The sequence below is a fragment of the Streptomyces sp. NBC_01012 genome, assembly GCF_045162755.1.
In the GTDB taxonomy this organism is placed as follows: Bacteria; Actinomycetota; Actinomycetes; order Streptomycetales; family Streptomycetaceae; genus Streptomyces.
Genome location: NZ_CP108688.1, coordinates 5,937,863 through 5,950,673, shown reverse-complemented (window position 1 = coordinate 5,950,673; position 12,811 = coordinate 5,937,863). Strand labels below are relative to the sequence as shown.

Genomic DNA, 12,811 nt, shown 5'->3' with positions numbered 1-12,811 from the left:
AGCCCCGCGCAGCGGCCCAGGACCCGCCCTCACCCCCCGCCGGCCACGGCAAAGGGCCGGGCCCCGGGGAAAACCCCAGGACCCGGCCCTCTGCCTGCCGACGGCTACGCGCTCAGCGAGCGCGCCCCGCTCAGTTGTCGTCCTCGTCGATGAGGAACCCACGCATCGGCGAGGGCGCCTGCTGCATCGGCTGCGGCGCCTGCGGCCGCACCGGCGCCATCGGCTGCGTCATCGCGGGCGCCATCTGCTGCTGGCCGCCGTAGGACGGGCCACCGCCCATCGACTGGTTGCCGCCGCCCATCTGCTGGTTGCCGTGACCACCGTGGGTGCCGCCCATGGTGTGCCCCATCGCACCCGCACCGGCCGGAGCCAGCGAGGGCGACGGCGGCAGCGAGGCAGCGGCGGGGGTACGCGGCGGAGCCAGCGAGTCGTCGGCCTGGGTCTCCAGCTGACGCAGCTGGCTCTCCAGGTAGGACTTCAGACGGGTCCGGTACTCGCGCTCGAAGCCACGCAGGTCCTCGACCTTGCGCTCCAGCGTCGCGCGGGCCGACTCCAGCGAGCCCATCGCCACGCGGTGCTTCTCCTGCGCGTCCCGCTCCAGGGCGTCCGCCTTGGCACGGGCGTCACGCTCGAGGCCCTCGGCCCGGCTGCGCGCCTCGCCGACGATCTTGTTGGCCTCGGAACGGGCCTCCGCGATCGCCTGGTCGGCGGTCTGCTGAGCAAGGGAGAGGACACGGGCGGCGCTGTCGCCGCCGGGGCCCTGACCGGGCTGCTGCATCTGCTGTTGCTGCTGCTGCATCTGCTGTTGCATCTGCTGCTGCGGGGAGTGACCGCCCATGGGGCCACCCTGCATCGGACCGCCCATGGGACCGCCCTGCATCGGACCGGGGCCGTGCGGGCCCTGCGGACCGGGACCGTGGCCGCCCTGGGGGCCATGGCCGCTGGGACCGGCAGGCAGCTGCGGAGCGCCACCGGGCAGCTGGGGGGGACCCATCTGCGGGGGCTGCTGCTGCTGTACCGGCGGACCCGATATGGCGGCGGGCACCGGGGCCCCTGGCCGATCCTGCTGCTCAGGTGGTTTACGCATCCCCTGCTGTTGCTGGTTCTGCTGCTGGTTCTGCGCGGCCGCGCGCGTGGCAGCGGCCAGCTTGGCGCGCAGGTCCTCGTTCTCACGGAGCAGACGCGTCAGTTCCGACTCGACCTCGTCGAGGAAGGCATCGACCTCGTCCTCGTCATAGCCTTCTCGGAGGCGGACGGTCGTGAACTGCTTGTTCCGCACGTCCTCGGGGGTCAGCGGCATCTCTTCTTCACCTCTACGTAGTCGTCGGCAGTCGGCAAGACCGTATCGTTCACACGCTGCTCGCAAGCTTGCCCACGAGGCTGAGCAGAATGTAGACGATGATCATCAGAACGAAGAAGGACAGGTCAAGTGCCACGCCCCCGAGACGCAACGGCGGTATGAACCGCCGCAGAAGCTTCAACGGTGGATCCGTGACAGTGTAAGTGCCCTCGAGAACGACCACCATCGCCTTGCCTGGCTGCCATGAACGTGCGAACTGGAAGACATAGTCCATGACCAGCCGGAAGATCAGCACGATGAGGAAACACATCAGCGCGATATAGACCACATCCAGTGCGACGCCCATGTCTCGCGCTTCCCTCTCCCCTGGCTCTCGCTAGCCCCGGCCTCCCGGCCGGGTTTTTCCCGGTGTTCTCAGCTCTGGTTGAAGAACCCGCCCTCTGCGATGCGGGCCTTGTCCTCCGCCGTGACATCGACGTTAGCAGGCGACAACAGGAACACCTTCTGCGTCACGCGCTCAATGCTGCCATGGAGACCGAAGACGAGTCCCGCGGCAAAGTCGACAAGTCGCTTCGCATCCGTGTCGTCCATCTCCGTGAGATTCATGATCACCGGAGTGCCTTCGCGGAAGTGTTCCCCGATGGTACGGGCCTCGTTGTAGGTCCTGGGGTGCAGCGTGGTGATCCGGTAGGGCTCCCGCTCGGACACGACCTTGGGCATGATCACCGGTGCGTTCTTCTCCATGTTCGGGCGGTCAGGTGTGATGGATGCCACGGGGGCGATTCGGGCGGGTCGTCCGCTTTCCGCCGGGAGCTGAACCGGTTCGCGCGGCGCGGGCGGCTGCACCGCTCGCACCGGTTCGTCCCGTTCCCGCTCCACCGGATGCGCGGGCTGATGCCGCCGCCGGTCCCGCTCGGGCTCCGGCTCGGGTTCGAATTCGTCGTCGGGGTCGAACCCCGGACCGTCGTACCCATCGTCCTCCACGAGGCCGAGGTAGACCGCCATCTTGCGCATCGCGCCGGCCATGCTCCGAGTCCTCCGCTCTGTGGTGGATCGGCATTCGTGTCACCAAGTGCCCGAGATCCACGTCGGTCTGCCCGCCTGGAGCGGGAATGACCATATTTTCTGCTGTGGTCCGACTTGCTTCGCGACGTTACCCGAGCCGGGGTCGGACTCCGAGTACCGCCGTACCGACGCGTACATGTGTCGCTCCGGCCGCGATCGCGTCCTCGAGATCCGCACTCATCCCAGCAGAGACCATGTTCGCAGCCGGATGGTTCCCGCGCAGGCCGGATGAGAATTCCATCAGCCGGTCGAACGCGGCGCGTTGCCGGCCCGCGTAGGGGCCGGCCAGCGGGGCCACGGTCATCAGGCCGTCGAGCCTGAGCCCCGGCGCCGATTCCACCGCCGCCGCCAACTCCTCGACCGCGTCCGGCGCGACACCGCCCCGGTCCCCGCGCTCGCCGCTCTCCGCGTCGAGGGCGACCTGGATGAGACAGCCGAGCTCACGCTCACGCCGTACCGCCGCCGCCGAGAGAGCCGTGACCAGCTTCACGCGGTCCACCGACTGCACCACATCGGCATAACCAGTCACAGAACGGACCTTATTGGTCTGCAACTGTCCGACGAAATGCCATGTGAGCGACAGATCCGCACAAGCCTCGGCTTTCGGTGCCGCGTCCTGGTCACGGTTCTCCGCGACCTGGCGCACACCGAGTTCGTGCAGAATACGCACATCGCTCGCGGGGTAGGTCTTGGTGACCACGATGAGGGTCACCTCCTCCCGCTTGCGACCGGCGGAGGCGCACGCCGAGGCGATGCGTTCCTCCACATGTGCCAGGTTCGCCGCGAGTTGATCCCTGCGATCCGTCATGTCCTATCAGTCCAACCAGACATATCCGGCGAGCCGTCCCGTGGTGCGGTCGCGGCGGTACGAGAAATGGTCGCCGGATTCCAGCGTGCAGGACGGCGAGCTGTGCCGGCTCGCGACGCCGAGCTCGGCGAGCTGGGCGTGGACACCGGCGGTGACATCCACCGCGGGGGTTCCCCAGGAGGTCTGCGACCAGGCCGCAGGGACGACCTCGGCGACCTCCGCGCGCATCCGCTCCGGAACCTCGTAACACCGCCCGCAGACGGCGGGTCCGGTGTGCGCGGTGATCCGGGACGGTTCGGCGCCGAGTGCCACCATGGCCTCGACGGCGGCCGGTACGACACCCGCGACCAGTCCGGGCCGTCCCGCATGAGCGGCCGCGGCCACACCGGCCGCCGGGTCGGCGAGCAGTACGGGCGTGCAGTCGGCGGTGAGCACCGCGAGCGGGAGTCCGCGCCGGGCCGTCACCACCGCGTCCACGGCGGGGATGTCGGAAAGAGCGCCCCAGGGGCCGTCGACGACCGCCACGTCCCGCCCGTGCACCTGGTTCATCCAGACCACCCGGGCCGGGTCGAGGCCGAGCGAACGGGCGGCACGCTCACGGTTCACGCCGACGGCGGTGGGGTCGTCGCCGACCGCACCGCCGAGGTTGAGCTCCTCGTACGGAACGGCGCTCACTCCGCCCCACCTGTCGGTGAAGGCGAAATGGGCGCCGCCCGCCGAAGACTCCGCGGCTCTCACCGCGTGCTGCGGACCTATCACTTCAAGAAGTCCGGTACGTCCAGCTCTTCGGCCTGGTTGTCCTGGTAGGGACGGGCCGTCGGAACGTGCGGCGGGGTGACCGGCGGCAGCGCGGTCTCGTTCGTCACCGGAGTGGGCTCGGCCGGCGTCGGGGCGTCGTCACGCGTGGGCACCGAACCCAGTCCTCCGGGCTGGCGCGTGGACTCGACGGGCCGGGACCGCTCAGCGCCCTCTTCACGCTTGCCGGAGCTCGCCCCGAGGACGTTCTCCCGGCGGGTCGGCGGCTGTCCGCCGTCGAAGCCCGCCGCGATGACGGTGACCCGCACCTCGTCGCCGAGCGCGTCGTCGATGACCGCGCCGAAGATGATGTTCGCCTCGGGGTGGGCCGCCTCGCTCACCAGCTGGGCGGCCTCGTTGATCTCGAAGAGACCGAGGTCGCTGCCGCCGGAGATCGAGAGCAGGACACCGCGGGCGCCGTCGATGGACGCCTCGAGGAGCGGCGAGGAGATCGCCATCTCCGCGGCGGCCACCGCGCGGTCGTCGCCGCGGGCGGAGCCGATGCCCATGAGCGCCGATCCGGCCTCGGACATGACCGACTTCACGTCGGCGAAGTCGAGGTTGATCAGCCCCGGGGTGGTGATGAGGTCGGTGATGCCCTGGACACCCGAGAGCAGTACCTGGTCGGCCGACTTGAACGCGTCGAGCACGCTGACCTGGCGGTCCGAGATGGACAGCAGCCGGTCGTTGGGAATGACGATGAGGGTGTCGACCTCTTCGCGGAGTTCGGCGATGCCGTCCTCCGCCTGGTTCGCGCGTCGCCGGCCCTCGAAGGTGAACGGGCGGGTGACCACGCCGATCGTCAGGGCGCCCAGCGAGCGGGCGATGTTGGCGACGACGGGTGCGCCGCCGGTGCCGGTGCCGCCGCCTTCTCCGGCGGTGACGAAGACCATGTCGGCCCCCTTGAGGACCTCCTCGATCTCCTCACGGTGGTCCTCTGCCGCCTTACGACCGACGGCCGGGTTCGCCCCGGCGCCGAGGCCACGGGTGAGTTCACGGCCGACGTCGAGCTTGACGTCGGCGTCGCTCATCAACAGTGCTTGCGCATCGGTGTTGATCGCGATGAACTCGACGCCCTTGAGACCGACCTCGATCATTCGGTTGATGGCATTGACACCACCGCCGCCGACACCGATGACCTTGATGACTGCGAGGTAGTTCTGCGGTGCTGCCACGTCGAAGGCCTCTCGCCTCGAGTTACGTGTCGTCGCTTCGCGGTAGTCCCGCCGCGACGACGGATGCCGATTGGGTCGGTCCGAACGCCGACCCAAACCCTAACCTTGAAGTTTAGGGTTACCAGTGTGTCTGTTTCCTGGACTCTTCCGAACAGGACACTAAGTCGACAAGTGGCGCACGTTCAACGAACACGCCGAACCTCCCGTTTTTCTTTTCACCCTATGTGATCACCCGTAGCGCTGACCAACCAGGGGGCTGGCCAGGCCAAACGTGCGTCAACTCTTCGATACCGCAGGGGCGGTGGGAGCACTCACGTCGAAGTGTCCCGCTTTGGGGGACGCTTTCATGAGAGCGGTGAGCACCCGCGCCTTCACGGGACCTTCCTCACCGCTTCCCCACATCACCGTGCGTCCACCGGTCAGTTCCAGGACGACGGAGTCGTACGAGGTGACCCGTACGGTCCTGGCCACCCCTGCCACCTTCGCCGGAAGGTCTCCCGCGACGCCGACCGCCTCCCGCAGCAGACGGTCACTGCCGAAGCGGCGCAGGCTGGCCGACCGATCCGGGGTCAGTTCCAGCAGCGGCACATGTGGTGGCGCTTTGTCAATGGTCGCGAAGCGTACGCCTTTTGCGTCCACTTCAATGAACTTTCCGCCCTTTTCGACCAACAGAACCGGTTTCCGTTCGGTCACTTTAAGGCTGACACCGTGCGGCCATGACCGCACGACATCCACGGAATCGACACGAGGCAACTTCTGGCGCAACCGGTCCGCGATCGCGCCGGTGTCCACGGAGATGAGCGGGGAGCCGACCGGGGCCGCGGCGGCTGCCTCCACCTCGGACCGGGTCAGGACGTCGGTGCCGCTGGTCGTCACGTGCTCGAGTCGCAGCCAGGACGAGCCGTAGAGCACCCAGACGGTCGCCGCGGCCACCAGAGCGAGGCCTGCCGCGGCCAGGACGAGCCGCGTACGGCCGGTCAGCCTTCGCCCCTGGGGGCCGATGTGCGGCGGGCGGGCCGGGGTGTCGGCCCGCCCGGCCTCGCCGCGCTGGGCGGTCGTCGGTCCGGCCACGCTCGCTCCTTCGCCGGGCCCGGGGCGACACCCCGGGCCCGCACCGCCTCAGCCCTTGCGGCGTGCGGCAATCGCTTCGTACACCATGCCGACGAGCAGGTCGTCGGCGTCCCTTCGCCCGAACTCCGCGGCGGCCCGGGACATCTCGTACAGCCGGTGTGGATCCGAGAGCACCGGAAGGACGTTGCCCTGCACCCATTCCGGGGTGAGCGCCGCGTCGTCCACCAGCAGACCACCGCCGGCATTGACCAGCGGCTGGGCGTTGAGCCGCTGTTCGCCGTTGCCGATCGGCAACGGGACGTAGGCGGCGGGCAGCCCGACGGCCGAGAGCTCGGCGACGGTCATCGCGCCCGCGCGGCAGAGCATCATGTCGGCCGCGGCGTACGCGAGATCCATCCGGTCCACGTACGGTACCGGGATGTAGGGCGGCATCCCGGGCATGTTGTCGATACGCGGCAATTCGTTCTTCGGGCCGACCACATGGAGGATCTGGATTCCGGACCGCTGGAGCAGCGGGGCGATCCGCTGGACGACCTCGTTGAGGTGACGGGCGCCCTGCGAACCGCCGGACACGAGCAGCGTCGGCAGGTTGGGGTCCAGGCCGAAGGCGGCACGCGCCTCGGGGCGGACCCTGGCCCGGTCGAGGGTGGCGATGGTCCGGCGCAGCGGGATGCCGATGTAGCGGGCACCGCGCAGCTTGCTGTCGGGGGTGGAGACGGCGACCCCGTGGGCGTACCGGGATCCGATCTTGTTCGCCAGGCCCGGCCGCGCGTTGGCCTCGTGGACGACGATCGGGACCCCGGCGCGCTTGGCGGCCAGATAGCCGGGCAGGGCGACGTAGCCGCCGAAGCCGACCACACAGTCCGCCTTGGTGCGCTCCAGGATCTGCTCGGCCGCCTTGATGGTGCCGCGCAGCCGCCCCGGGACGGTCATCAGCTCCGGTGTGGGCTTGCGCGGCAGCGGTACGGCGGGGATCAGTGCCAGTTCGTACCCCCGCTCGGGTACGAGCCTGGTCTCAAGTCCGCGTTCCGTGCCGAGGGCAGTGATTCCCACGGTCGGGTCCTGCCTCCGCAGGGCGTCTGCGAGGGCAAGCGCGGGCTCGATGTGCCCGGCGGTCCCCCCGCCGGCGAGTACGACATGCACCGAAATTCACCGCTCTCCGGACGGACGCTTCATGACGCGCCGTCTCATCGTCTTCCATCTGACCCCGGGCCTCCGCATGGCCAGGGCCGCTCTCGCCGCGGGGTCCTCTCGCGCGAAGGCGATCAGCAGTCCGACGGCGAACATGGTCGGCAGCAGGGCGGAGCCCCCGTAGGAGAACAGCGGCAACGGGACACCGGCGATCGGCAACAGGCCGAGCACCGCACCGATGTTGATCACGGCCTGCGCCGTGATCCAGGTGGTCACGCCTCCCGCTGCGTACCTCACGAAGGGGTCCTCCGTGCGTCCGGCCACGCGGATACCCGCATAGCCTAGAGCCGCGAAGAGGGCCAGTACCGACAGCGTCCCCGCCAGGCCCAGTTCCTCCCCGGTGATGGCGAAGATGAAGTCGGTGTGCGGTTCCGGAAGTTGACCCCATTTTTCCACACTGGCGCCCAGTCCGGAACCGAACCATCCGCCGGAGGCGAGCGCGTAGATTCCGTGCACCGCCTGCCAGCACGAGTCGCCGGGGCCCGGCTCGGACGCGCCGATGCAGCCGAGCCGGGACATCCGGTTGGGGCTGGTCTTGATGAGCAGGAACCCGATGAACACCGCGGAGCCCAGTACACCGGCGAAGAGCCTGGTGGGAGCGCCCGCCAGCCAGAGCAGCCCGAAGAGGATCGCGGTGAGGATGATCGCGGTGCCCATGTCGCCGCCGAGCATGATCAGTCCGAGCAGCATGAAGGCGACCGGCACGAGCGGCACGAGCATGTGCTTCCACTGGGCCAGCAACCGCTTGTCCTGTTTACGGGCGAGCAGGTCCGCGCCCCAGAGGATGAGGGCGAGCTTGCCGAACTCACTGGGCTGGAGCTGGAAGGGGCCGCCGAGATAGATCCAGTTCTGGTTGCCGTTGACCGACATCCCTATCCCCGGCACCTGGACCAGGACCATCAGGAAGACCGTGCCCATGAGCAGCGGATAGGCCAGCGCCCGGTGGAGTTTGAGCGGCATCCTGGTGGCCAGCAGCATCAGCGCGGCGCCGATCACGGCGGCGATGAACTGCTTACGGAAGAAGTACGTCCCGGGCCGCGCCAGCTCCAGCGCCTTGATCATCGAGGCGGAGTAGACCATCACGAGCCCGAGCACGGTGATCAGCAGGCTCGACCCGAGGATCAGGTAGTACGCGGTCAGAGGGCGGTCCCAGGCGCGCCGGAGCCGCTCGTACGTCCGCCGCACCCCGGGACCACGGCCCGGCTGTCCGCCGCCTGCCCCCGGCGCTCTCCCGGCACGCGGCACGGGAGACCTCCGGGGACCGGTGGCGGGCCGGCTCCGCAGGGCGAGCCCCGTGAGGGTGCCGGGCCCCGCGTGCAGCGGTGCGGCGAGCAGGGGCGGGGTGAGCGCCCGGCTGACCGCGGCGGTGGCCCGCGTACGGCCGGCTCCGCGCGCGGCTGAGCTCTTGTCGGCCGGCATTGTCGCTGTCCCCTCCACTGCTCGTGACCGGGTCCCCTGACCCTCGGGTCCTCCGGGACAGTACGACGCGGGGACCGGGCCCGTCAGGCGCCCTCGGCGGCGAGTTGGCGGACCTCGTCCGCGAACGCCTCGCCCCGCTTGTTGTAGTTGACGAACATGTCCATCGACGCGCAGGCCGGGGCGAGCAGGACGGTGTCACCCGGCCGGGCCAGCCGTGCCGCTTCGCGTACCGCTGCGGACATCGCCCCAGTGTCGGTCCGTTCGAGGTCGACCACCGGTACCTCGGGGGCGTGTCGCGCCAGGGCTTCGCGGATCAGGGCCCGGTCGGCGCCCATCAGCACGACGCCCCTGAGCCGCTGCGCGGCTCCACCGACCAGCTCGTCGAAGGTGGCGCCCTTGGCGAGGCCGCCGGCGATCCAGACGATCGGGTCGTAGGCCGCGAGGGAGGCCTCGGCGGCGTGGGTGTTGGTGGCCTTGGAGTCGTCGATGTAGGCGACGCCGGCGACATCGGCGACATGTTCGATGCGGTGGGCGTCCGGGCGGAAGGCCCGCAGCCCGTCCCGTACGGCGGCCGCCGGCACGCCGTAGGCGCGGGCCAGGCCTGCCGCCGCCAGGGCGTTGGCGATGTTGTGGGGGGCCGGAGGATTGACGTCGCCGGTCTCGGCGAGCTCCTGGGCCTGCTTCTGCCGGTCGGGGACGAACGCCCGGTCGACGAGGATGCCGTCGACCACGCCGAGCTGCGAGGGGCCCGGCGTGCCGAGGGTGAAGCCGATGGCCCGGCAGCCCTCCTCGACGTCGGCCTCGCGCACGAGGTCCTCCGTCGCCTTGTCCTGCGCGTTGTAGACGCAGGCCACGCTGTTGCCCTCGTAGATCCGGCCCTTGTCGGCGGCGTAGCCGGCCATGGAGCCGTGCCAGTCGAGGTGGTCGGGGGCCAGGTTGAGCACGGCCCCCGAGTGGGCGCGCAGCGAGGGCGCCCAGTGGAGCTGGTAGCTGGAGAGCTCGACGGCGAGCACGTCGTACGTCTCGTCGCCGAGCACCGCGTCCAGCAGGGACACCCCGATGTTGCCGACGGCGGCCGTGCGCAGGCCTGCCGCTTCGAGGATCGAGGCGAGCATCCGCACGGTCGTCGTCTTGCCGTTGGTGCCGGTGACCGCGAGCCAGGGTGCGGCATCGGGGCCCCGCAGCCGCCAGGCCAGCTCGACGTCGCCCCAGACGGGGACGTCCGCGTCGGCGGCGGCCAGGAAGAGCGGCTTGCCGGGCTTCCAGCCGGGGGCCGTGACCACCAGCTCGGTGGACTCGGGCAGGGTGTCGCCGTCGCCGAGGCGCACGGTGATTCCGAGCGCCTCCAGCTCCGCCGCCTGGGCTCGGGAGCGCTCGTCGTCGCCGTCGTTGACGACGGTGACGAGGGCTCCCCGCGCGTGCAGGGCGCGGGCGGCGGGGATACCGCTGACGCCGAGTCCGGCCACCGTGACGCGCTTGCCCCGCCAGTCCACGTCGTTCACTTCTTGGCTGCCCATCCCGCGTAGAAGAGGCCGAGTCCGACGATCACGCACATGCCCTGGATGATCCAGAAGCGGACCACGACAAGGACTTCGGACCACCCCTTGAGTTCGAAGTGGTGCTGGAGCGGTGCCATCCGGAAGACCCGCTTGCCGGTCGTCTTGAACGAGCCGACCTGGATGACCACCGACATGGTGATCATCACGAAGAGTCCGCCGAGGATCGCCATCAGGAATTCGGTGCGCGAGCAGATCGCGAGACCCGCGAGCGCGCCGCCGAGTGCCAGCGAACCCGTGTCGCCCATGAAGATCTTCGCGGGTGAGGTGTTCCACCACAGGAAGCCGAAGCAGGCGCCCATCAGCGCCGAGGCCACGACCGCCAGGTCGAGTGGGTCTCTCACCTCGAAGCAGGCTTGCGGGTTGGTGAGGGTGACCGCGTTGGCGCAGGACTCCTGGAACTGCCAGAGACCGATGAAGGTGTACGCGCCGAAGACCATCACCGAGGCGCCGGTGGCCAGGCCGTCCAGACCGTCCGTCAGGTTCACGCCGTTGGACATGGCCAGGATCATGAACAGCGCCCAGACGACGAACAGCACCGGTCCGATGGACCAGCCGAAGTCCTCGACGAAGGAGAGCCGGGTGGACGCCGGGGTGTTGCCCCTGAGGTCGGCGAACTGGAGCGCGAGCACGGCGAAGGCGATGCCGACGATCAGCTGCCCGGCCATCTTCGCCTTGGCCCGCAGACCGAGCGAGCGCTGCTTGACGATCTTGATGTAGTCGTCGAGGAAGCCGACGAGGCCCATCCCCGCCATCAGGAACAGGACGAGGACGCCGGAGAAGCGGATGTCCTCGCCGGTGATCACGTGCGCGAGCAGGTACGCGATGATCGTCGCCAGGATGAAGGCGATACCACCCATGGTGGGCGTGCCCTGCTTGCTGCCGTGGGTGCGGGGGCCGTCGTCCCGGATGAACTGCCCGTAGCCCTTGCGGGCCAGAAGTTTGATCAGCAGCGGTGTGCCGACCAGAGTCAGGAAGAGCCCTATGGCCCCTGCGAAGAGGATCTGCCTCATCGGACGGCGACCTCGCCCTCGGTCGTCTCCAGCAGTGCCAGGGCGACCTTCTCCAGGCCGACCGACCGGGACGCCTTCACCAGCACGACGTCTCCCGGGCGCAGTTCACTGCGCAACAGGTCGACGGCCGCCTGTGCGTCGGACACGTGCACCGACTCCTCACCCCACGAACCCTCGTTATATGCGCCCAGTTGCAGCCAGGAGGCTTCTGTTCCTCCGACAGCGACGAGCTTGCTGACGTTGAGCCGGACGGCGAGCCGCCCGACCGCGTCGTGCTCGGCGAGCGACACGTCGCCGAGCTCGGCCATCTGACCGAGCACCGCCCACGTACGCCCCCCGTCCGCCTGTCGGGCCTTGCCCATGGCGGCCAAGGCACGGAGTGCGGCCTTCATGGATTCGGGGTTCGCGTTGTAGGCGTCATTGACGACCGTCACACCGTCCGGACGCTCGGTGACCTCCATGCGCCAGCGGGAGAGGGTGCCCGCTTCGGAGAGCGCATCGGCGATCTCGGTCACGGACATGCCCAACTCATGGGCGACGGCGGCCGCGGCGAGCGCGTTCGACACGTGGTGCTCACCGTACAGGCGCAAGGTCACGTCGCTGCACCCGGTGGGTGTGTGGAGCGCGAAAGCGGGGCGCCCGTCGCCGGTGAGCCGTACGTTCTCTCCCCGTACGTCCGCTTCCGGGGCCTCTCCGAAGAGGAGGACCCGTGCTTTTGTGCGGGACGCCATGGCCCGCACGAGCGGATCGTCGGCGTTGAGGATCGCGGCGCCGTCCTCCGGGAGGACCTCGACGAGCTCGCCCTTGGCCTGGGCGATGGCCTCGCGGCTGCCGAACTCCCCGATGTGGGCGCTGCCCACGTTGAGGACAAGACCGATCCTCGGCGGCGTCAGGTCGGCGAGGTAGTGGATATGGCCGATACCGCGCGCGCCCATCTCCAGCACGAGATGGCGGGTTTCCGCCGTGGCGCGCAGCGCGGTGAGCGGCAGGCCGATCTCGTTGTTGAGGGAGCCGGGTGTCCAGACCGTGGGTGCCTTGCGCTCCAGGATCTGGGCGATCAGGTCCTTCGTGGACGTCTTGCCCGCCGAACCGGTCAGGGCGACCACGGTGGTCCCGAGGCGTTCCACGGCGGCGCGGGCGAGCGCGCCGAGCGCGGCCACCACGTCGTCGACGACGATCGCCGGCACACCGACGGGACGGGCGGCGAGCACGGCCACCGCGCCGGCCTCGACGGCGCGGTGCGCGTAGTCGTGGCCGTCGACACGCTCGCCCGCGAACGCGGCGAACAGCGAGCCCTGCCGCACCTCCCGGGAGTCGATGACGACGGGTCCTGTGACGACGGCGGACGGGTCCGGGATGTCGTGCGGCTGCCCGCCGACGATTCCGGCGATCTCGGCGAGGGAAAGGGCGATCACTTG

General features: G+C 69.6%; 12 protein-coding genes. All 12 read right to left on the bottom strand.

The genetic code is table 11. The features are described from left to right. Positions 1 to 130: 130 nt before the first annotated feature. Positions 131 to 1,300 carry a DivIVA domain-containing protein gene (locus tag OG623_RS26765; protein ID WP_406149888.1) on the bottom strand — a complete coding sequence of 390 codons (1,170 nt, stop codon included), beginning with the start codon at positions 1,298 to 1,300 and terminating at the stop codon, positions 131 to 133. 49 nt (positions 1,301 to 1,349) lie between these two features. Further along, positions 1,350 to 1,646 carry a YggT family protein gene (locus OG623_RS26760; RefSeq protein ID WP_014156754.1) on the bottom strand — a complete coding sequence of 99 codons (297 nt, stop codon included), beginning with the start codon at positions 1,644 to 1,646 and terminating at the stop codon, positions 1,350 to 1,352. 68 nt (positions 1,647 to 1,714) lie between these two features. After that, positions 1,715 to 2,326 carry a cell division protein SepF gene (locus OG623_RS26755; RefSeq protein ID WP_033303289.1) on the bottom strand — a complete coding sequence of 204 codons (612 nt, stop codon included), beginning with the start codon at positions 2,324 to 2,326 and terminating at the stop codon, positions 1,715 to 1,717. A gap of 127 nt (positions 2,327 to 2,453) precedes the next feature. Further along, entirely contained in the window at positions 2,454 to 3,173 is a 720-nt protein-coding gene (locus OG623_RS26750) for a YggS family pyridoxal phosphate-dependent enzyme (protein ID WP_406149886.1), read from the bottom strand. 6 nt (positions 3,174 to 3,179) lie between these two features. Continuing rightward, positions 3,180 to 3,911 carry a peptidoglycan editing factor PgeF gene (gene pgeF / locus OG623_RS26745; protein ID WP_406149884.1) on the bottom strand — a complete coding sequence of 244 codons (732 nt, stop codon included), beginning with the start codon at positions 3,909 to 3,911 and terminating at the stop codon, positions 3,180 to 3,182. Between the two features lie 17 nt (positions 3,912 to 3,928). Further along, positions 3,929 to 5,143, bottom strand: coding sequence for a cell division protein FtsZ (gene ftsZ, locus OG623_RS26740; RefSeq protein ID WP_406149883.1), 1,215 nt, complete (start codon positions 5,141 to 5,143; stop codon positions 3,929 to 3,931). A 276-nt stretch (positions 5,144 to 5,419) separates the two neighbouring features. Further along, positions 5,420 to 6,214 carry a cell division protein FtsQ/DivIB gene (locus OG623_RS26735; RefSeq protein WP_406149881.1) on the bottom strand — a complete coding sequence of 265 codons (795 nt, stop codon included), beginning with the start codon at positions 6,212 to 6,214 and terminating at the stop codon, positions 5,420 to 5,422. Between the two features lie 48 nt (positions 6,215 to 6,262). Continuing rightward, a complete protein-coding gene (murG, locus tag OG623_RS26730) occupies positions 6,263 to 7,357 on the bottom strand; it encodes an undecaprenyldiphospho-muramoylpentapeptide beta-N-acetylglucosaminyltransferase (protein WP_406149879.1) in 1,095 nt (364 codons plus the stop codon). 6 nt (positions 7,358 to 7,363) lie between these two features. Then, complete coding sequence (gene ftsW / locus OG623_RS26725; protein WP_406149877.1) at positions 7,364 to 8,824, bottom strand: putative lipid II flippase FtsW; 1,461 nt, start codon at positions 8,822 to 8,824, stop codon at positions 7,364 to 7,366. Between the two features lie 83 nt (positions 8,825 to 8,907). Further along, positions 8,908 to 10,341 (bottom strand): UDP-N-acetylmuramoyl-L-alanine--D-glutamate ligase, encoded by a 1,434-nt coding sequence (gene murD, locus OG623_RS26720; protein WP_406149875.1) that lies wholly within the window; start codon positions 10,339 to 10,341, stop codon positions 8,908 to 8,910. Continuing rightward, on the bottom strand, positions 10,323 to 11,393 hold the full coding sequence (mraY, locus tag OG623_RS26715) for a phospho-N-acetylmuramoyl-pentapeptide-transferase (RefSeq protein WP_406149873.1): 1,071 nt from the start codon (positions 11,391 to 11,393) through the stop codon (positions 10,323 to 10,325). The genes murD and mraY overlap by 19 nt, the downstream gene beginning before the upstream one ends. Further along, positions 11,390 to 12,808 carry a UDP-N-acetylmuramoyl-tripeptide--D-alanyl-D-alanine ligase gene (gene murF, locus OG623_RS26710; RefSeq protein WP_406149871.1) on the bottom strand — a complete coding sequence of 473 codons (1,419 nt, stop codon included), beginning with the start codon at positions 12,806 to 12,808 and terminating at the stop codon, positions 11,390 to 11,392. Before murF ends, mraY begins: the two co-directional genes overlap by 4 nt. Between the last annotated feature and the right edge of the window lie 3 nt (positions 12,809 to 12,811).